General features: G+C 66.0%; 17 protein-coding genes. 12 read left to right on the top strand and 5 right to left on the bottom strand.

Annotation, left to right across the window (positions count from 1 at the left end; all coding sequences use genetic code 11):
* Positions 1–58: 58 nt before the first annotated feature.
* Both PMI38_RS09370 and PMI38_RS09365 read right to left on the bottom strand, forming a co-directional pair.
* Complete coding sequence (locus tag PMI38_RS09370) at positions 59–838, bottom strand: AraC family transcriptional regulator (RefSeq protein ID WP_008093130.1); 780 nt, start codon at positions 836–838, stop codon at positions 59–61.
* Positions 839–981: 143 nt separating this feature from the next.
* Positions 982–2,259, bottom strand: coding sequence for an acetyl-CoA C-acetyltransferase (locus tag PMI38_RS09365; protein WP_008093127.1), 1,278 nt, complete (start codon positions 2,257–2,259; stop codon positions 982–984).
* A gap of 118 nt (positions 2,260–2,377) precedes the next feature.
* On the opposite strand from PMI38_RS09365, the gene PMI38_RS09360 reads away from it, so the two are divergent.
* The 8 genes from PMI38_RS09360 to PMI38_RS09325 all read left to right on the top strand — a co-directional run bounded on the left by PMI38_RS09360 (position 2,378) and on the right by PMI38_RS09325 (position 8,417).
* On the top strand, positions 2,378–3,730 hold the full coding sequence (locus PMI38_RS09360) for a 3-oxoacyl-ACP reductase (protein WP_008093125.1): 1,353 nt from the start codon (positions 2,378–2,380) through the stop codon (positions 3,728–3,730).
* Between the two features lie 2 nt (positions 3,731–3,732).
* Positions 3,733–4,584, top strand: coding sequence for a MaoC family dehydratase (locus tag PMI38_RS09355; protein ID WP_043273314.1), 852 nt, complete (start codon positions 3,733–3,735; stop codon positions 4,582–4,584).
* A 65-nt stretch (positions 4,585–4,649) separates the two neighbouring features.
* Positions 4,650–4,955, top strand: a complete 306-nt coding sequence (locus PMI38_RS09350; RefSeq protein WP_008093121.1) for a MazG-like family protein — start codon at positions 4,650–4,652, stop codon at positions 4,953–4,955.
* Complete coding sequence (locus PMI38_RS09345) at positions 4,952–5,701, top strand: methyltransferase domain-containing protein (RefSeq protein ID WP_008093119.1); 750 nt, start codon at positions 4,952–4,954, stop codon at positions 5,699–5,701. The genes PMI38_RS09350 and PMI38_RS09345 overlap by 4 nt, the downstream gene beginning before the upstream one ends.
* Before the next feature lie 21 nt (positions 5,702–5,722).
* Positions 5,723–6,370, top strand: a complete 648-nt coding sequence (locus PMI38_RS09340; RefSeq protein WP_008093117.1) for a DUF4136 domain-containing protein — start codon at positions 5,723–5,725, stop codon at positions 6,368–6,370.
* 19 nt (positions 6,371–6,389) lie between these two features.
* The gene (locus PMI38_RS09335; RefSeq protein ID WP_008093116.1) at positions 6,390–6,959 is read left to right on the top strand and encodes a DUF4136 domain-containing protein; all 570 of its coding nucleotides are present in this window, start codon (positions 6,390–6,392) and stop codon (positions 6,957–6,959) included.
* Between the two features lie 90 nt (positions 6,960–7,049).
* On the top strand, positions 7,050–7,520 hold the full coding sequence (locus tag PMI38_RS09330; protein ID WP_008093114.1) for an A24 family peptidase: 471 nt from the start codon (positions 7,050–7,052) through the stop codon (positions 7,518–7,520).
* A gap of 114 nt (positions 7,521–7,634) precedes the next feature.
* Positions 7,635–8,417 carry a response regulator transcription factor gene (locus tag PMI38_RS09325; protein WP_443216388.1) on the top strand — a complete coding sequence of 261 codons (783 nt, stop codon included), beginning with the start codon at positions 7,635–7,637 and terminating at the stop codon, positions 8,415–8,417.
* 18 nt (positions 8,418–8,435) lie between these two features.
* Here the strand turns inward: PMI38_RS09325 and PMI38_RS09320 are convergent, their stop codons facing one another.
* Both PMI38_RS09320 and pbpC read right to left on the bottom strand, forming a co-directional pair.
* Positions 8,436–10,097, bottom strand: coding sequence for a ShlB/FhaC/HecB family hemolysin secretion/activation protein (locus PMI38_RS09320; RefSeq protein WP_008093109.1), 1,662 nt, complete (start codon positions 10,095–10,097; stop codon positions 8,436–8,438).
* Between the two features lie 90 nt (positions 10,098–10,187).
* Positions 10,188–12,542 (bottom strand): peptidoglycan glycosyltransferase PbpC, encoded by a 2,355-nt coding sequence (gene pbpC / locus PMI38_RS09315; RefSeq protein WP_008093107.1) that lies wholly within the window; start codon positions 12,540–12,542, stop codon positions 10,188–10,190.
* 76 nt (positions 12,543–12,618) lie between these two features.
* Here pbpC and PMI38_RS09310 point away from each other — a divergent pair, with 76 nt between their 5' ends.
* Positions 12,619–12,912: a hypothetical protein gene (locus PMI38_RS09310; RefSeq protein ID WP_008093106.1), complete on the top strand. Its 294-nt coding sequence runs from the start codon at positions 12,619–12,621 to the stop codon at positions 12,910–12,912.
* A 111-nt stretch (positions 12,913–13,023) separates the two neighbouring features.
* Here PMI38_RS09310 and PMI38_RS09305 read toward each other — a convergent pair whose 3' ends face one another.
* Positions 13,024–17,925 carry an alpha-2-macroglobulin family protein gene (locus tag PMI38_RS09305; protein WP_008093104.1) on the bottom strand — a complete coding sequence of 1,634 codons (4,902 nt, stop codon included), beginning with the start codon at positions 17,923–17,925 and terminating at the stop codon, positions 13,024–13,026.
* Between the two features lie 222 nt (positions 17,926–18,147).
* Here PMI38_RS09305 and PMI38_RS09300 point away from each other — a divergent pair, with 222 nt between their 5' ends.
* The 3 genes from PMI38_RS09300 to PMI38_RS09295 all read left to right on the top strand — a co-directional run bounded on the left by PMI38_RS09300 (position 18,148) and on the right by PMI38_RS09295 (position 20,393).
* Positions 18,148–19,482, top strand: coding sequence for an MATE family efflux transporter (locus tag PMI38_RS09300; protein ID WP_008093102.1), 1,335 nt, complete (start codon positions 18,148–18,150; stop codon positions 19,480–19,482).
* Positions 19,483–19,597: 115 nt separating this feature from the next.
* Positions 19,598–19,990, top strand: coding sequence for a polymorphic toxin type 44 domain-containing protein (locus tag PMI38_RS26540; protein WP_008093100.1), 393 nt, complete (start codon positions 19,598–19,600; stop codon positions 19,988–19,990).
* A 16-nt stretch (positions 19,991–20,006) separates the two neighbouring features.
* On the top strand, positions 20,007–20,393 hold the full coding sequence (locus tag PMI38_RS09295) for a hypothetical protein (RefSeq protein WP_238540179.1): 387 nt from the start codon (positions 20,007–20,009) through the stop codon (positions 20,391–20,393).
* Positions 20,394–20,413: the final 20 nt, after the last annotated feature.

The raw sequence follows: 20,413 nt of genomic DNA, 5'->3' as shown, positions 1-20,413 counted from the left end.
AGGCTTGCGCTGTACCTGTGGGAGCCGGCTTGCCGGCGATAGGGCCGCTACAGGCACCCTACAATTTCAACTCCCCCGGCGTGGCCCCGAACAACTGCTTGAAAGCCGCGATATAAGCCGAGGTCGAGTCATAGCCACACCCCAGCGCCGCGTCGGTCACACTCTCCCCCGCCTCCAGCAATGCCAGTGACGACAACAGCCGCATCCTCTGCCGCCAATTGCGGAAGCTCAACCCGGTTTCCCGCTGGAACAGGCGCATCAAGGTTTTCTCCGAACACCCCAACTGCAGCGCCCACTGCTGCAAGGTCTGCACCTGATCCGGCGCAGCGATCAGGCCATTGCACAGCGCCAGCAATCCCGGATGACGGGGCAGCGGTAGCGAGAAGCCCACTTCGGGCAGCCTGCGCAGCTGGTCGAGCAGCACCGCCACCAGGCGCGCTTCGACACTGTCACCTTCCGGGTAATGCGCCGGGTACAGGCAGAACTGCTTGATCAGCTCCCGCGCCAGGGGCGTTACTTCGAGTACCCGGCACTGCGTCGGCGCCCACGGACAGGCATCGCGGCGGATATACAGGCTGCGCATTTCGGCCTGCCCGGTCGTTACCACTTCATGTTCGGCATCGGCCGGAATCCACACGCCCCACTGCGGCGGGGCGAAGTAGCTACCGTCGCGGGTATACACGCCCAGTACGCCGCTGATGGCATAGGAAAACTGTACCCAGTCATGGCGGTGGCAGGTGGTCCAGGAGCCAGCGCCCAGGCTTTCGGCACGGGCATAAAGCGGCCTGGGCAGGTGGTCGAGGGCAGGGATGGCGCGGGGGTGTCCGATGCTCGGCATGATGGTTTCTTATAGTTCTGACCAGACAAGCCTAACACCTGAAGGCGCCATGTCGCCCCCTTCGCCGGCAAGCCGGCTCCCACAGGTAACCCACATGCCTCAACTGTGGGAGCCGGCTTGCCGGCGAAAGGGACGACGCGGTCTCAACGCTCGACAATCACCGTCACGCCCTGCCCTCCCGCCGCGCAGATCGAAATCAACCCGCGCCCCTTGCCCGCCTTGGCCAGCAGCTTGGCCAGATTGGCCAGAATCCGCCCCCCGGTCGCGGCAAACGGATGCCCGGCCGCCAGGGAACTGCCCTTGACGTTGAGCTTGCTGCGGTCGATGGCCCCAAGCGGTGCCTCCAGCCCCAGACGCGTGCGGCAGTACTCGGCATCCTCCCAGGCCTTGAGGGTGCACAACACCTGGGCAGCGAAGGCCTCGTGAATCTCGTAGTAGTCGAAGTCCTGCAGGCTCAGGCCATTGCGCGCCAACAAGCGCGGCACGGCGTAGACCGGCGCCATCAACAGCCCTTCCTGGCCTTTGACGAAGTCCACCGCCGCCGTTTCGCCATCGACCAGATACGCCAGCACCTCCAGCCCCTGCGTCTGGGCCCACTCCGGCGTGCCCAGCAGCACCAGCGAAGCGCCATCGGTCAGCGGCGTGGAGTTGCCCGCGGTCAGGGTGCCCAGGCCACTGTGGTCGAACGCCGGCTTGAGCTTGCCGAGTTGCTCCAGGCTCAGGTCCGGTCGCAGGTTGTTGTCGCGCGCCAGCCCCAGGAACGGCGTAACCAGGTCGTCCTGCCAGCCGTCGGTGTAGGACGCCGCCAACCGCTGGTGGCTGAGCAGGGCCAGTTCATCTTGCGCGGCGCGGTCGATCTGCCAGGTCTGCGCCATGCGCTCGCAGTGCTCGCCCATCGACAGCCCGGTGCGTGGCTCGCCGTTGCGCGGCAGCTCAGGCTTGAGGTGGCCAGGGCGCAGTTGCAGAAAAGGCTTGAGCCGCTCGCCAAGGCTCTTGCCGCGGTTGGCCTGCAGCAGGATGCGGCGCAGCCCCTCATTGACCGCGATCGGCGCATCGGAAGTGGTGTCCACGCCACCCGCGATGCCGCTGTCGATCTGCCCCAGGGCAATCTTGTTGGCCACCAGCAGCGCCGCCTCAAGGCCAGTGCCACAGGCCTGCTGGATGTCGTAGGCAGGCGTCTGTGGCGACAGGCGCGACCCGAGCACGCATTCGCGTGTCAGGCTCATGTCACGGGAGTGCTTGAGCACCGCGCCCGCCACCACCTCGCCCAAGCGCTGCCCATGCAGGCGATAACGCTCGATCAGGCCTTCGAGGGTGACGGTGAGCATCGCCTGGTTGCTGGCAGTGGCGTAAGCGCCGTTGGAGCGGGCGAAGGGAATTCGGTTGCCGCCCAGGATCGCGACCCGGCGAAGTGAACGCATGCGTGGATTCCTCCTGAAACCATTCGGTCCGTACAGCCTAGGTGTTTTTGCCGCATTCGAACGACCTTGCCACAAAGTTGGTCCACACTTGCAAGCTTGCCTTCCGGGAGACCCGCACATGAGCGACCGCTATATCGGCTTTGCCAACTCCAACCTCGGCCGTCGCCTGGTCGATGCCCTTGGCCTGCCGCGCCCGGCGCCGCTGGAGCGCTGGCAGGCGGGCCGCCTGCGCCCTGTAGAGGGCGCGCTGGTGCTGGGCGGCGGGCCGTTGGCGAACACCGTCGAAGCCATCGCCCCGCGCCTGACCGACGAATGCTACAGCTTCAATGGTGAAGGCTTGCAGGCCCCCGCCTGGGTCGCCGGCCTGGGGCCGAAGATCAAGGCCGTGGTGTTCGATGCCAGCCATTTGTCCGACAGCGACGCGCTGAAGCAGTTGCGCGAGTTCTTCCAGCCCTTGCTGCGCAGCCTGGCCACCTGTGCCCATGTGGTGATCCTCGGGCGTACGCCAGAGCAGCTCGACGACCCACTGGCCAGCGTTGCCCAACGTGCCCTGGAGGGCTTTAGCCGGTCACTGGCCAAAGAGCTGCGCAACGGCGCCACGGCGCAGCTGCTCTACATCGCCAACGGTGCCGAACACCAGCTCGAAGGGGCCCTGCGCTTCTTCCTGTCGCCCAAGAGCGCGTTCATTTCCGGGCAGGTGCTGCGCCTTGAACCCTGCGCCGAGCAGGTCGAAGACTGGACCCGGCCGCTGGCAGGCCGGCGTGCGCTGGTCACCGGCGCGGCGCGGGGCATCGGCGCCGCCATCGCCGAAACCCTGGCCCGCGACGGTGCCGAGGTCATGCTGCTGGACGTGCCGCAGGCGCAACAGGACCTCGACGCCCTGGCAGCCCGCCTGGGCGGCAAGGCCCTGGGCCTGGACATCTGCGCCGGCGACGCCGCCGCGCAGCTGCTCGAAGCCCTGCCCGGCGGCATCGATATCGTCGTGCACAACGCCGGCATCACCCGCGACAAGACCCTGGCCAACATGACCCCGGAATACTGGGACGCGGTCATGGCGGTCAACCTCAAGGCCCCGCAGGTATTGACCCAGGCGCTTTATGAAGGCGGCGCGCTGGGCGCCGACGCACGCATCACCCTGCTGGCCTCGGTCAGCGGCATCGCCGGCAACCGTGGCCAGGCCAACTACGCGGCCAGCAAGGCCGGGCTGATCGGCTTCGCCCAGGCCTGGGCGCCGAAGCTCGCCGAGCGTGGCGGCAGCATCAACGCGGTGGCCCCGGGTTTCATCGAGACGCACATGACCGCCGCCATGCCCATGGGCCTGCGCGAGGCCGGGCGGCGCTTGAGCTCGCTGGGTCAGGGCGGGCGCCCACAGGATGTCGCCGAAGCCATCGCCTGGCTCAGCCAGCCAGGGGCCGGCGCCGTCAACGGGCAAGTGCTGCGGGTTTGCGGCCAGGCATTGATGGGGGCATGAGCATGAACCGACAATGGCACGACCTGCACAGCCCCGACTCGCGCGCCAGCCTTTACCTGCGCGCGGCCAGCAAACGCAAGATCAGCGGCAGCACGCTACCCACCGCTGGCCTGCGCAGTTTCATTCGCGTGCAGCCCGACAACCTGGCGGCCTATCGCCGGCTCTGTCACTTCACCGACGATGGGCGACTGCCCGGCACTTACCCGCACGTGATGGCCTTCACGCTGCAACTGCAACTGCTGACAGCCCACGACTTCCCGTTCCCATTGCTCGGCCTGGTTCACCTGCACAATCGCATCGAGGTGCTGCGCCCATTGGGCGGCATCGACGGGCTGCGCTTTGCAGTGTTCGCCGACAACCTGCAGGCGCATGCCAAGGGCGGCACCTTCGACCTGGTCACCGAAGCCGAGGATGCGCTCGGCCTGCTCTGGCGCGAGACCAGCCGCATGTTGGTGCGTGGCTTACACCTCGATGGCCAGCCCGACGCCGGCGAAGACAACGTGCCTGAGTCCTTGCCGGAAGCCACCCGCTGGTATGCCGACAGTGATATCGGCCGGCGCTACGCCAAGGTCTGCGGCGACTACAACCCGATCCACCTGAGTGCGGCCAGCGCACGATTGTTCGGTTTTCCCAAGGCCATTGCCCATGGCATGTGGAGCAAGGCCATGGCACTGGCGGCGCTGCGTACCCATTTGCCCAACAGCAAATACGCGTTCGAGGTGGATTTCCGCAAACCCGTGCGCCTGCCGTCGGAGGTGGTGCTCAGTGCCAGCGCGGCAGGCCCTGCAGGTGACCTGCGGCTCGATGGGCATGGCGAGCTGGTGCACATGGTCGGGCGCTGGGAAACGCTCTAGCGCCCCGAATCCACTTGCTTTGCATCGGGCCTGCGCCGAAGCTATGCGGCATTAGGAGACCCCCGATGAACCTGCAAGAACTCACCGAACGCCTGCACCGGATCCGCGACAACAACGACTGGCGCGGCTTCCACAGCCCGAAGAACCTGGCCATGGCTGCCAGCGTGGAAATGGCCGAGCTGGTGGAAATCTTCCAGTGGCTGAGCGAGGAGCAATCGCGCCAGCTGCCTGCTGATCAGCTCGCCCATGCCGGCCAGGAGGTCGGTGACGTGATCCTCTACCTGTTGCTGCTGTGCAGCGAACTGGGCCTGGACATGGAGCAAGTGGTACGGGCCAAGCTGGCCGACAGCGAGAGGCGCTTCGCCCGATGAACGACCGTCACTTCGATGAGCTGGCCACCCGTTTCGCCGAGAAGATCTACGGCGGCGCCAAGGGTGCGATCCGCCTGGCCGTGCTCCAGGCCGACCTGGCCGAAGCCCTGCCTGACCGCCCGCTGCGGGTGCTCGACATTGGTGCCGGGCTCGGCCACATGGCGCTCTGGCTGGCCCAGCGCGGCCACCACGTGACCCTGGCCGAACCGGCCGCGCCGATGCTCGAAGGCGCCCGCGCGCGCTTTGCCGAAGCCGGCCAGCCCGCCACCTTCATCCAGGCGCCGTGGCAGGATCTGCTCGGCCAGCTCACCGAACCCTACGACCTGGTGCTGTGCCACGCCGTGCTCGAATGGCTGGCCGAGCCGGAAAGCATCCTGCCGGTGCTGCACCAGTTGACCGCCACCGGTGGCTGGCTGTCGCTGGCCTTCTACAACCGCGATGCGCTGGTCTACCGCAACCTGCTCAAGGGCCATTTCCGCAAGCTGCGCAGCAACCGCCTGCAGGGTGAAAAGCAGAGCCTGACCCCGCAAAAACCGCTTGATCCACGGGAGCTCAAGGCGCAACTTGAATCCATGTGGCACGTCGAAAGCGAGAGCGGCGTGCGGGTGTTCCACGACTACATGCCCAAGGAATTCCAGGACAAGGCCGAGCTGCTCGACCTGCTGGAAATGGAACTGGCCCACCGCCGTCACCCAGGTTTCGCCGGGCTCGGCCGCTACCTGCACTGGATGTGCCGCCCCCGCTGACCCGCCCGCCGGGAGGAAGAAATGCCGTACCGTCCACTGTGCCTGGCCATGCTGCCGCTCGCCTTGGCCGCTTGCCAGGCGAGCAACCCCTACGTTGCCAGCAGCCGCCCGCTGCCACCGGCCCCCGCGCAAGCGGCCAGTACCTTCGACGCCAGTGCCTACCCGGCACCTGCGCGGGACTATGGACGTTACCGAAGCTGGAGCTGGCGCGACGGCCAACTGCCCACCGGCAACGCCGACGCCGACCCCGGGCAACTGGCCGACGCCGTCAGCGGTGCGCTCGACCAGCACGGGCTGCGTCCGGCCAGGGGTAGCGCCGGCGACCTGCTGGTCAGTGCCGACATGCGCCTTGAGCGGCGCCTGCGCCAGGTACGCGACTACGACTACTACGACCCCTATTACGGCCCCTACTATGGCCCGCGTCCCTATGGCAGTGTCGGCGTCGGTGGCTACAACAACGGCTACGGCGCCTATGCCAGCGTGCCGATCGTGCGCACCTACGAAGTCGAAGTGATGGTGGTGCGCATCGACCTGTTCGATGCCCGTAACGGCGAGCCGGTGTGGAGCGCGAGCGCCGAAAGTGGCAGCGACCAGAGCTCGCCGCGCGAGCGCGAAAGCGCCTTGCGCGAATCGGTGCACAAAGCGCTCAGCGGCTATCCTCCCAGTTAATGTTCAATGGAGAACCATCATGTTGCGCCGCCTTGTTCTACTGTCGTTCGCGTTGCTGCTCGCCGCCTGCTCAAGCCACAACGTCCAGCAGGACTTCGACGCCAGCCGCGACTTTGCCGCGTATCGCAGCTGGGCGTGGCAGGAGCCGGGCCTGCAATACCGCCCGGATGATCCGCGCATCAAGAGCGATCTGACCGAACAGCGCATCCGTCAAGCGGTCGACTATCAGCTCGACCAGCGCGGCCTGCGTCCGGCCCAGGGCAATAGCCCTGCCGACCTCAAGGTGCGTGCCTACCTGATCGTCGAGCAACGCCAGCAACAGATCACCACCAACTACGGGGGCGGCTGGGGTGGCTATTGGGGTGGCTACTGGGGCGGGCCGATGTACAACGAGACCCGCAGCGTCGACTACAAGGTGGCGACCATCCAGGTCGACATGTTCGATGGCCATGACGGCAAGCTGGTCTGGCGCGGCAGTGCCGAGCAGATCATGAACAACTATCCACCAAGCCCGGAGGAGCGCAACAGCGCGATCCACAACACCGTGGCCGAAGTGTTGAGCCATTACCCACCGGGCAGCAAGAAATAGCCATGGCATAGCCCGTTCGTCAGTTCGCGTCTACCCTGACTAGGAAACCTGACTGAACGGGTAGCGGTGTTCAACGAATAAGGACTGCCAATGCAAAGCATTGTTCTCCTGATGTGGCTTGCCTTGTGCTCTGAACAAGATATCCGCGAACGCCAGATCGCCAACGTGCTGACACTGGGTGTCGCCGCCTGCGCCCTGGTCTGGCTGTTCGTCACCGGCCACAGCTGGATCGGCGCCGACGCCAGCGAGGCCGGCTGGGCCCTGGCCATCGTCATGCTGCTGACCCTGCCCGGCTACATGCTCGGCCGCTTCGGCGCCGACGACGTCAAGCTGATGGGCGCCCTGGCCTTGGCCACCAGCCCGCAATATGTGCTCGGTACCTTCATCGGGGCGGGTGTCAGCCTGCTGCTCTGGCTGGCAACGCGCAGGCGCCTGTGGACCCTGCTCAACCCCAAGGTGAAGAAGCGCCTGCAGACCCTGACCGAGCAAATGGGCGACAAACAGGCCTTCGTCCCCTACGTGCTCGCCGGCTTTCTTCTTACCGCTGTATGGATCCAATGATCATCCCTGCGGTCCGATGGCTTGTACATACCTTGTACAGAATCGCTTGCAGCGGCTATTTTTAAGCTGCCAGAGCGTCTGGTCCGGGAGCTGGGCCATATACGAACAGGGAGTTTGATCGTGAACAAGTCATCAAGTGAGGTGAAAGTCCTGGTCGTCGATGATCAGGAAGTGATCGTCGAGCAGTTGTGCGAGTTTCTCGAAAGCCAGGGCCACTCCTGCGTTCCCGCCTTTTCAACCGACCAAGCCATCGAGCGCTACATGGCCGACGAAGCCATTGGCCTGGTGCTGTGCGACCTGCACATGCCCGAACGCGATGGCATCGAGCTGGTTCGGGCGTTGAAGGAGATTGCCGGGCGCCAACGCATGTTCGAAGCGATCATGCTCACCGGCCGTGCCGACAAGCAGGACGTGATCCGCGCCTTGCGCGAGGGCTTTGCCGACTATTACCAGAAACCCACGGACCTCGACGAACTGCTCGAAGGCCTGCGCCGCCAGGAGCAGATCCTGCTCGAACGCAAGGCCAACTTCCAGGACCTGGGCAACCTCAATCAGCGCCTGCAGGACTTGGCCGGCTCCATCGACGAGCTTTACCAGGATCTCGAAAAAGCCCGCGGCCAAGGCGTTCACCGGCGAGCCACCGATGCCGAGGAGCCTGAAGGCGAGTTGCCCGCCGCGTTCGAGAAATTGTCGCCCCGCCAGCTGGAGGTGGCCCGCCTGGTGAGCAAGGGCAAGACCAACTATCAGATTGCCTGCGAGCTGGGCATCACCGAGAACACCGTCAAACTGTACGTCTCGCAGGTGCTGCGCCTGACCCACATGCACAACCGCACGCAACTGGCCCTGGCGCTGACGCCGAGTTCGTCGCCGGTGCACCAGCGTTTCATCACGCACTGACCCACGTCGCTGTGGGCCTCATTGCATCTGATAGGTAACGCTCAACATCACGCGCGGCGCTCGGTTCATGCTGTCCAGCGCCACATCTGCCAGCGGTTTGGCCACTTCCAGCGCAACGCTGCCGGCGCGGCCGTCCGATAGCCGCACCCCGATTGCCACCGAACTCATGTTGGCATCCTCGAACGGCCCGCCGTTGTACCAGGCCTTGGCGGCGTCGAGGAGCGCATAGGGCTGCAGCACAGGCGGCCAACCCGTGCGTGACCGGATACTGTAGTTGAGCTCGTAGGCCACGCCCCAACCCTTGTCCCCTGCGGCCTGGTCGCGCGGATAGCCGCGGCCGAAATGCTGCCCACCGAACACCGCCCGCTCGCTCTCGGGCAGGCGCTCATCACTCCAGTACAGCGCACCCGAGACGACGCCCTGCCAGTTTTCCAGCAAGGTGTCGCCCTGCAACCCCGCCAGGCGAAATCGCAGGAAGTCCAGGTCGTAGTCGGCATCGCTGCGCGCGCCCAGGTAATCCAGGCCCTGATAGACCCCGGCACTGACCATGCGCAGGCGCCGTCGCTCGGCCTGGCGCCAGTCGCCCTCGAATGACAGTGCACGCACATAGGTGTCGTATTCACGCTCGCCACCGCGCCTTTCATCGATGTGCTCGCTGACCGAATAGAAACGCCCGGTCACGTTCATCCATTCATTCGCGCCAACGATCAGCGGCTGTGCGAAGCCGAGGGCATAGCGCTCGCTCTCGATGCGTTGGCTCAGGTCGGTACCGTTGTCCAGGCGTACACGGGTGCCGGGTTCGCTGCGGTAGCGCGCAGCCGAAAGCAGCAACTGGCTGCCCTGGGCGTCCAGGTACTGGCTGTAGTCAAGCCGTTGGTAATGCGCCTGGTCATCACCCGGCGGCAGCAAGAAACGTGCGGTCAACTGCTCGGCAAGACGCGTCTGCGCATTGCTGGAAACCGTGAACAGCGCCTGCAGATCGTCACGGCTGCCGTCATTCACGGTCACGGCTGCAGCAAATGGCTGGCGCGACGCGCGCAGGGTAAGCCGTGCCGCACCCTCGGCGCCTTCCTCCGGGATCACCTCGGCCTGCACGGTGATGCCCGGAACACGCTGCATCAGGCCAAGGGTGCGCTGGAGCGTTGCGTCGGTCAGTGGCCGCTCGGTTTTCAGCCGCTCGGCCAACTGTGCGAAGTAGGCCGCCGCGGGGCCGATATCACCCACGATCTGGACGTCTCGGATATAGCCTTCCACCAGCACCACGTGGGCGCGGCCATCGGCAAGATCCTGCTGCGGCAAGTAGGCGAACGACAGGGGAAAACCGTCGTCGCGGTAGCGCTGGGTCAGGCGATCGGTGAACTGCTGCAGTTCATCCACTGTGATCGATTGGCCAATCAGCGGTTGATAGTGCTCACGCAGCTCGCTCAACGGGTAGACCGTACCGCCTTCGAAACGCACCTTGTGCAGCACCAGTCGGTCGGCCATCGGCATCGAAGCTGGCTCGCCAGCGGCCACCGCCAGTTGCAGCGGCGGTGCAACAGGGCGATAGGCATCCAGCGGCAGATTCGCACTGGGGAGGCGGCGTTCGTATTCGTGGCTGTCGAGATACACCGGCAACGGGTCGGCAAGAACCGCGTTGGCCCAGGACACGAGCATCAGGGGCACGACCAGAGGACGCATAGGGTGCTCCAGAATCCCTTGGGTACCGGGGCGTCGCCGGTCACACCCATCACCAGCAAGCGTAGGTGCTGCCTCGGCAAACGTCGAACGCTACTCACCCACCTGGAAGGCCACCCGCGCCGTTGCACCGCTTTCGTCCAGCGCACTCAGCTCATGCTGCCCGAGCTGCTGGAAGCGCACCAGCAAGCTGCCCTGGCCTTCGGTTTCGCCCAGCGGCTGGCCGTTGAGGAACCACCAGCGCCGACCGCCGCCGCCCAGGGCCGACACCTGCAGTTGCAGCGGCTCGGTGCTGCTTGCCGGGCGGCGCAGGTTGTCACCGGGACGTACGCCGACGATCGACAACGGTGGCGCGCTGGCCGGGACCTGCGGCGGGCAGTTGCGGTCCACCGCCGGCAGCCGCGTCGCACGCTGCTCGGCACGCGGCAACCAGGGCTCCAGAGGCGCCGGCCAGAGGGCGATGTCGCGCAGCTTGGCCCCTGAGCAGCTGCCATCCACCCGCAGCCCCTGGGCATTGACCCAGACCCGCTCGCGCAAGCCCAGGCCGAGCGGCTGGTCGGCGGCCTGCAGGGTCGGTGGCGTAGTCCCGTCGAGCGTCCAGGCGAAGCGCTGCCGCCGGCAGTTGGGGTCCTGGCGCGCCATGGGCTGCCCCAGCGGCCAGCAGATCGCCGCCACGCCAACGCTGTCGGGCACGCGCTCGACCGGGACGCTCAACCCGCGCTGGCTGTCGCGGTTGCTCAGCAAGTCATGCACCTGCAGCATCAGGGGTGCTGCCGAGCCCAGGCCGAACTGCCCGGGCACCGGCGTGCCATCGGGCCGGCCGATCCAGACGCCGATCAGGTAGCGCGGGCCGACGCCGATCGACCAGGCATCGCGAAAGCCGTAGCTGGTGCCAGTCTTCCAGGCCAGCTGCGGACGTTGCACCAGCTCGGCATGCGGGTCGCGGTCCGGCCACGCCTGGCCGCTGAGGATGCGCCGGATGATCCACGCCGCACCCGGCGACATCAAGCGCCGCTCCAGCAGCGGGTCCTGGGGCTGCAAGCGCACCTGGGCACTGTTGCCGGCCCGGGCCAGCGCGGCATAGCCGCCGACCAATTCCTCCAGGCGGCTACCGGCGCCACCGAGGATCAGCGCCAGGTTGGGCTCGGCCAATGGCGGCAGTGCCAACGGCATGCCGGCCATGCGCAACTGCGCGGCAAAGCGCTTGGGCCCGTAGGCTTCGAGCAATTGCACCGCCGGCAGGTTGAGCGAGAGGGCCAGCGCCGAGCTGGCCGACACCGGGCCACTGAAGCCCATCGAGAAGTTGCCGGGGCGGTAGTCGCCATAGCGCCGCGGCACGTCCTGCAGCAGCGACTCGGAATGGATCAGGCCGTCGTCCAGGGCCATGCCGTAGAGAAACGGCTTGAGGGTCGAACCCGGTGAGCGCAGCGAGCGAACCATGTCGACATGGCCGAAGCGTCGCTCATCGGCGAGGTCGATCGAGCCCAGGTAGGCCCGCGTCGCCATGGTCTGCGCATCCACCACCAGGATCGCCGCCGAGGTACGTTCCGGCAGCCGCGCACGCCAGCCCAGCAGCAGGTCTTCCAGACGCCGCTGCAAGGCGGCATCCAGGGTGGTGCGGATCAGCGGTGGGCTGTCGGGGGTGTTCAGGCGCCGCGCCAGCAGTGGCGCCAGCGCCGGTTCCTGACGGGGCGCCAGCAACAGCGGCTCCTCGGTGGCTTCGCTGATCTGCTGGGCGGGCCATACCTGATACTCGGCCAGGCGCTGCAGCACCTTGTCGCGGGCGCGCTGGGCGCGCGCGGGGTGACGGTCCGGGCGCAAACGGCTCGGTGCCTGGGGCAGCACGGCCAGCAGCGCCGCCTCGGCGGCGGTCAGGTGCTTGGGCGACTTGCCCAGATATGCCCAGCTGGCGGCGGCCACGCCCTGCAAGGTGCCGCCGAACGGGGCACGGTTGAGGTAGAGCTGGAGGATCTCGCGCTTGGACAGGTGCCACTCCAGCTGCGCCGTGCGCCACAGCTGCCGCAACTTGCCGGCCAGGGTCCGGTCATGCGGGTCGAGCAGGCGTGCCACCTGCATCGACAGCGTGCTGCCGCCCGACACCACGCGCCCACCGCGCAGGTTCAGCCACGCCGCCCGCGCCAGCGCCAGCGGGTTGACCCCCGGATGATGGTAGAACCAGCGGTCCTCGTAGGTAAGCAGCGCCTGCAGGTAGAACGGCGAAACCTCGTCGGGGCTGACCGGGTAACGCCACACCCCCTCGGCATCGGCGAAGCGCCACAACGGCGTGCCGTCCTCGGCCAGCACCACCCGCGCCAGGTCGTCTGCCGGCATGGGCAGTGGCCACAGGCGGTCAGCCAGCCACAGCAGGCCGCACAGCAGCATGAGCGTGATGGCAAGGGTGCGCAGGATCCTGCCCGCGCGCGTGCGCGGTCGGGCTAAGCTAGGCATCGGGAACCGACCTGGCCAGGTGATGGCCAAAGGCTTGGGAACGGCAACTCGCCGAATCGTTCATCAGGAAGCAACTATGCATGTAGAAGGTTTTTTCGAGTGGCTTGGCCAGGCATTGGGTTCATTGATCCGCTTCATCGTCGATGCCTTGAGCGGGCTGTTCAACCTGCTGGCCAATGCCGGGGGCAACTTCATCGATGGGCTGGCACGCACGTTGGGCATGGATACCTCGCTGATCAGCATCCTCGCCCTGATCGTCGGCCTGATGCTGCTGTATTCGGCGATCCGTGCGTTCATGCGTGCCTCGATCATCCTCGGGATCATCTGGCTGGTGCTGGGTTTGTGGGTGATGAGCTGGGTGATCCATTGAGGCTTGGGCTGCTTTGCAGCCCATCGCCGGCAAGCCGGCTCCCACAGGAAGGTGTGCGATTTCTGTGGGAGCCGGCTTGCCGGCGATGGGGCCAGTGAAAACCCTACAACCTCATCGCGCCTTCACCGTCATCTCCCCCTGCCCATCCCCCACCGCCTGCAGGTTCGGCCGGTACATCGACTCCACTTGCGGTGGCGGCACACGGTAGGTGCCCGGCGTTACCGCACGCGCCAGGTACAGCAGGTGGGTGGTGCCGTAGCCGTCGAGCTTGAGCGCCGCCACATAGCGGTCATCGCGAAACTCCTGATGCACCACGCTGGCGTTCTGCATCGATTCCCGCCATTGCTTCACCGCGCTGCTGGCGTTGTCCAGGCTGGCGGCGCTCTGCGCCAGGTTCTGGTTCTCCAGCTCCAGCCCTGCCGGCAGCAAGTCGACCACCAGTGCGTCAGGCACTCGATCCTGGGCCTTGAGTGCCAGGTGCACCAGCACCAGGTCGCCGCTGCGCAGGTTCTGCAGGTCCAGTGGCTGGCCATTCATGCCCAGGTACTCGCGGCGAATTTCCAGGCCATTGCCACCGGCGACAGGCGCCTGGCGCGGGTAGCCAGAGAGGGTGAGCTGCTGATAGAGCGTGGCGCTGCCCTCGTTCTGCAGGCTCAAAGGCGAGGCCAGCAGCGGGCCTTCGAGCTTCATGCCAGCGTCGTCATTGCTGAACTCGCGGACCTCGCCGGCACTGTCCAGGCGCGCCTTCCACTGGCCTTCCGGCTTGCCAAGCAGGCCACGGCCGGCCAGGTACAGGGCGTTGCGTTCCTGTGTCGACAGCCAGCGGTTGGCTGCCAACTCATCGGACAGGGCGAACAGGCGCTGGTCGACCTGGTCGCTGGCCAGATTGCTTTCCTGCAGCAGCGCCAGGATCAGCGCCTGGTCACGCAGGTTGCTGCCGTAGTCGGCCATCCAGCCCTTGCTGCGGCTGATGCCAAGGCCCGCCTGCAAGGCTTGTTGCGAACGCGGCTTGTCGCCCATCTTGTCCAGCGCCACGGCCAGTTGCACCAGCGGCAGGCCGGAGCGGGCATCGGCACGCCGATCGAACAGGCTGCGCAGGGCACCCAGCGGCGCCTGCTGGTTGCGCGCCAGCACCAGGGCGGCATAGGCCTGCACGGCAAAACGGGTGTGCTCGGCGTTCTCGCTGTAGTCCACCTCGATCAGGTTGCGCTCCTGCAGGTAGCGCAGCAGGCGCTCGTTGGCCTTCTTCAGCGCCTCGGCCGGCACGCCATAGCCCTGGTCGCGAGCGCGCAGAAGGAAGTCGGTGACATAGGCGGTCAGCCAGTACTCTTCTTCGCTGTCGGCACTCCACAGGCCAAAGCTGCCGTTGTAGCGCTGCATGCCCAGCAGGTGCTCGATGCCCATCTCGATCTTGCGCTTGCGCACCGCCGCCGGCTCGCCCTTGATGCCCAGGCGTGCGAGGCTTTCGGCATCGGCGTAGAGGGACGGGTAAAGGCCGCTGGCGGTCTGTTCGAGGCAGCCATAGGGGTAGGCTTCGAGGGCGCGGATCTGCTCGGCCAGGTTCAATGGCGGGCGGCTCGACAGGGCCAGGCTGGCCTCCAGGCCAGCCGGCTCGAAGGCGGCCAGGTCACCTTCTGGCAGCGTCCAGGGCTGCTCCTTGAGCGCTACCCGGTAGTGCTTGAGCATCGCGGGGTAGGCCGGGCGGATGCCCAGGGTCCATTCGCGGGTGAAGGCCCTGGCCGGCTCACCCGGCAACTGCAGGCCATCGACCCGCACCTGCACCTTGCCCTGCCCCAGGCCACCCTGGGCCTGCACCGGAATCATCAGCGTGGTGCGCTGGCCCTCGGCCAGGGTCACGCTTTGCTGGGCACTCGCCGCCAGGCTCAACGGGCCTTCGGTGCTGATGGCCACGTTCAGTTGCTGGGCCCGGCCGGACAGGTTGGCCAGGTCCAGTGCCAGGCGGGTCTGGTCGCCACCGGCGAGGAAGCGCGGTGCCGAAAGCTCGGCGATCAGCGGCGCGGCCACCACGGTCTTGCCTTCGGCCATGCCGAAATGCTCCTCGGTCCAGGCCTGGGCCATCAGCCGCAGTTCACCGTTGAAGTCCGGGATATCGACCGTCGCCTGGCCTTCGCCCTTGTCGTCCAGGGTCACCGGCAGGCTCTGCTGGGCAACGATGGTCACCGTGGTGTTCGGCCGTTTGCCGCCCTTGGCCATCGCCGCGTCGCCACCGAACGCCAGGCTGGCCAGGCGGCCCTGGCCGGCTTCGATGAGCTGGCCGTAGATGTCCAGCTGGTCGGCGCCATAGGCCTTGCGGCCGAACAGGCTGGCGAAGGGGTCGGGCGTCTTGAAGTCGGTGATGTTGAGGATGCCCACATCCACCGCAGACAGCAGCACATGCACCTGCCTGGGCACGCTGCCATCGGCGTTGACGGCCTTGAAACTGACCGTCAGCGGTTGCTTGGGCCGCATCTTCTCCGGTGCCTGCAGGCTCAGCGCCAGCTTGCGCTCGGCGCGGGCCAGGGGCAGGTGGAGGACGCCGACGGCACGTTTTGGCGTGGCGTTGGCCTTGCGCTCGCCAGGGCGAATCACCAGGGCGCTGAGGTACAGGTCGTGGCGGGCCCATTGTTTGTCCAGCTGCACCTCGAAGGTCTTGCCTTCGGCGGGCACCTCGATTTCCTGCCACCACAGCGGGCCTTCGCTCGATTCGACCATCAGGTAACCGCTGCCGGCCGCTGGCGGGGTCACGGTCACTTTGGCGGTGGCGCCGTCGGCGTAGGCCGGTTGGTCCAGCGCCAGCTTCACCTGGTCTGGCCGCACCGCGCCACCTGCGGCGTTGTCCTGGGCACGGTAGCCGGCCCAGAAGCGTTCGCTGGAGACCAGGCCGGTCTGTGGGTCTTCCACTTCTACCCGGTACGGCCCCCATTCCACCTGGAAGCTGAGTTTGGCGGTAGCACCGGCCTCGATGCTGAGGGTCTGTTCTTCCTGGGTGAGGAATTTCTCGTTGTAGGCGTAGCTCCAGCCGTCGCTCTGCGAGTAGTTCCAGTAGTAGTCGCGGCGCTCGCGAATCAGGCGCACCTTGAGGCCGTCGGCGGCGAGCTTGTGGCCGTCACGGTCGGCCACCAGGAATTCGAATTGCACCGGCCCGTCGCTGTCGGTTTCCTCGCCCTCGAACAGGCCACGCAAACCGGGCAGGCGCTCGGCGGGCCAGATCGGTTGTTCCAGACGTCGAGTGATGGGGCGCCCGCCAGACTCCTGCAGGCTGGCCTGCACGGTCAATTGCAGCGGCGAGCGGGCCTCGGCCCAGTGGCTTTCGATAGCGACCACGGCCTTGCCGGTCTGATCGAGGGTGACTTCATCCAGCTCCAGGTCCTGGTTGAGGTCGGTCTCGGTGACCGAACCGAACTGATAGCCCGGCAGCGCCGGCACCGCCTCGCGCAGGGGCCGCAGGTAGGCCTGGCCACTCAGGCGATTGCCTGCGGCCGGGGCGCCATAGAGGTAACGGCCGGTGACCTGGATGTTCGCGGCGTCTTCGGGGGCGAGCGGCGTGCTGCTGCCCTTGAGCTCCAGCGCCAGGCGCTCGGGCAGGAAGTCTTCGACGAGGAACTCGTACACCTGCTTGCGCCCGCCGCCCAGGTCGAGCAACAGCTGCCAGCGACCGGTCGGGGCCTCCGTCGCCAGTTGCAGCGGGTACTGGTACAGGCCATTGCCATCGGCCTCCCAGACGAACTTGCGGCTGACCTGCTCGTCGGGGCGACGCACTTCCACGCTGACCGGCTGGGCCTTGACCGGCTTGCCGTCCTGGTCGCGCAGCAGGCCGTTGAGCAGCACGGTCTCACCGGGGCGATACAGGTCGCGGGGGCCGAAAATGAAGAACTGCAACGGGTTGGCCTGGGGGCCGGTGATGTCGAACTCGGCCAGGTCCAAGGCCGCGGTATTCAGACGCAGCAGCGTGGTGTGCACGCCCTGGGTGGCGATCAGGGTATCGGCCTTGGCAGTGATCGGCAGCTGGGCATGGCCCGCGCCGTCGGTGCTGGCCTGGGCCAGGAGCTTGCCCTTGTCGTCGTGCAGTTCGAGGTTGACGCCATTGAGTGCCTTGCCGCCCTCCAGGGCTTGGGCGAAGACGTCGAGGCGGTCGCGGTAGCGGTGGGCGGACACGCCGATGTCGCTGAGGGTGAACAGGGTCGCGGGCTGCGAATAATCGTAGGTGCCGGACGCGCGCATCACCGCCAGGTACACGCCTGGTTCCTGCAGCGGCTTGATCCCGGCGATGGGCAGCAGCACGGTTTCACGGGTGTTGCGCGTCGGGTTGAGGTCGAAGCGGCCGCTGTAGACCAGCTCGGCCATGTCCAGGGTTTCCTTGGACTGGTAGTAGTAGAGGCTGCTGTTGCGGCCCCAGCTGACCAGGAACGCCGACAGGCTGTCTGGCTTGACCCGGAAGAACTCGACATCGACCTTGTCGACGTTCAGGGCGATTACCGGCAGGCCTTCGGCCAGGCGTGTGGGCAGCAGCGAGCCACGGCTGGCGAAGCCTACCGTGGGCTGCATGTCGCGGGTTTCCAGGCGTGTCACCGACTCGCTGGCGAGCTGCTGGCCATTGACCGCCAGCAGGCCTTTGTCGACCGTCAGCACCAGTTTGCGCTGTGGCTCCAGATGGCGCAGGCGCAGTTCCATCTGGTTATCGGAGAGTTCCCAGGCGCCGTCGACCTTGCCCTTCACGGTGTCGACCAGGTGCACTTTGCTGGCGAAGTCCTGCCTGGCGTCCAGCGGCACGGAGAAACTGACCGACAGGGTGCTGGCGCCGTCGAACTGCACTTCCGAGGCATCCAGCACGCTCAGTTCACGGCCCTCAAAGCGCTTGGCGAGCACGGCAGGATCTTCATGACGGGCAGCCGGGGCCTCGGCCGGCGCGCTCGCCTGCGTTTGTGTGGCAGGGGCGGGCTTGTCGGGTGTCGAGGAATCACAGGCGCTGAGCAAGGCCAGCGCGCAGGCCAGCAACAATCCTTTGTTGAACATGGAGTGGGAACTCTTTGGCAGCGGTGCTTGAGGGCAGCAACTATAGCGCAACGGCCGATGGCAGGCCGGTACAATGCGGCCAATCGGAACCCGAAAGGGGGCGCTCTGCGCCCCAATCGCCGGCAAGCCGGCTCCCACACTTCACGCTCAGCGGAGCACCTGTGGGAGCCGGCTTGCCGGCGATTGGGGCGCGCAGCGGCCCTGCTTTTCCCAGGAACTCACATGTCTCGAATTGCCAGCGACTGGCGCCATCGCCTCACCCACCGCAAAGTCTGGGCCCTGGCCGCGCCGATGATCCTGTCCAACATCTCGGTGCCGTTGGTGACGCTGGTCGACAGCACGGTCATCGGCCACCTGCCCCACGCCCACCAGCTCGGCGCGGTGGCCGTGGGCGGCACGTTGTTCACCTTCATGGTCGGCCTGATGGGCTTTCTGCGCATGGGCTCCACCGGCTTCGCCGCCCAGGCGGCAGGGCGTGCCGATGGCGCCGCGCTGCGCCAGGTATTGGTGCAAGGCCTGCTGCTGGCACTGGGCCTGGCCCTGCTCATCGGCCTGCTCGCCCTGCCCTTCAGCCAGCTGGCGCTGCATGCCATGCAACCGAGTGCCGAGTTGCAGCAATCCACCGAAGCCTTCTTCCATACCCGCCTGCTCGGCCTGCCGGCGGCGCTGGCCAGCTACGCGCTGGTGGGCTGGTTCCTCGGCACCCAGAATGCGCGAGCGCCGCTGGCCATCCTGCTGACCACCAACCTGCTGAACATCGCGCTGAACCTGTGGTTCGTCCTGGGTCTGGACTGGGGCGTGCTGGGCTCGGCGCGGGCCTCGGTGATTGCCGAATGGAGTGCCGCCCTGCTCGGCCTGGCCCTGACCCGCCCCGCCCTGCGCGCCTACCCCGGGCAGATCGCCTGGGCCGCGCTCAAGCGCTGGCAAGCCTGGCGGCCATTGCTGGCGGTCAACCGCGATATCTTCCTGCGCAGCCTGGCCCTGCAACTGGTGTTCCTGCTGATTACCGTGCAGGGCGCACGCCTGGGCGAGGCCACGGTGGCGGCCAACGCGCTGCTGCTCAACGGCCTGTTGCTCACCGCCTATGCCCTCGATGGCCTGGCACATGCCGTGGAAGCCCTGTGCGGACATGCCATTGGTGCGCGTGATGGCGAGACCCTGCGCCGCTCGCTGGTGGTGGCGTGCGGCTGGTCGTTGATCACCAGCCTGGGGTTTGCCGGGGTGTTCCTGGTGGGGGGGCATCTGTTCATCGACCTGCAGACCGATATCGCCAGCGTGCGGGCGGCGGCCTACCCCTACCTGCCTTATCTGGCGGTATTGCCGTTGATCGCGGTGTGGAGTTACTTGCTCGACGGGCTGTTCATCGGTGCGACGCGGGCGCGGGAAATGCGCAATGCGATGCTGCTGTCGGTGCTGATTGCACTGCCGCTGGCGTGGGCCATGAGGGGGTTTGGCAACCATGGGTTGTGGTTGGCGTTTCTCGGATTCATGGCGTTGCGGGCGGTGACGTTGGGGGGGGTTGGCTGGAAATTGCATCAGCGAGGTAAGTGGATCTGAGAACCAGGAAAACAATATGGGAGACATTTCCGATTGACTGTCCGAACGGCACAGGTACATAAGGCAAAACCCACGGAGGGGGATCATTTTCAATGCCTTTGGGCAAGGAGCCACTATGTACAAGTACCCTCCACCCGCGCCATCAGACGTATCCGTCGTAAGCAACATGCATGCTGCCAGCATGGAACGTAACTACTTCAAAAACGGCGGCACTGGTTTTCTAGTGTCGTGGTTTTACTCGAAAGTTCGAAATCGAGGTGAGTGGGACTATAAGCAGCAGGTAAGGCAATACGAGGCCTTGGGGAATTTCAACTACGGCGCATGTGGAACAGCCGCAGGCCTTTCGGAAGATTTTTTGTTGAGAGGTGCCGGATGGGCTCAGAGTCGAGCGGGCACCAGCAATCCGGTGTTTGACTCATGGTGGGGCGACCCTCCTTATGGTGATGACCCAGAAGACCAGGAATGGATCAAGGCAGGTATCGAATATGCGAAGGCATTCGGTTACTAGATGGCTGATAGCAGGCTTGCTCCTGCTGGCCTTCGCACAAGCCATATGGATTTTCACCGAACACTCGAAGCCGGTGTTGAGCAAGGTGGTTTCGATAACTCCGCTTGGCAAACACAGCGCCGTTTATGAAGTGCTAAGTGACGCTGGGAACGCAACTGTTCCGCTGATCTACCTGTACTTCGTTGCGGAACAGGCAGGGAACGACGATCAGGTATTACCGAGCCTTGAACGCCTAACGCCCTTCCTGGTGACTCGACAATCCGGCGCCGTAGAACATGTGGCCGGCTTGAAAGTTACGGCTCGAACTCAGGAGCAGGTCTATAGCTATTCGAGCACAGCGATCCTTAGAGAGGATGGGGCGGTTGTGCCCGTCAAAATCGAACTGACAGCCACCAACCCGTAACCGTAGAAACAGAAGGGGCC

Origin of the sequence: Pseudomonas sp. GM84 (assembly GCF_000282535.1) — a bacterium.
Taxonomy (GTDB): Bacteria; Pseudomonadota; Gammaproteobacteria; order Pseudomonadales; family Pseudomonadaceae; genus Aquipseudomonas.
This window is presented reverse-complemented; position numbering and strand designations above follow the sequence as displayed.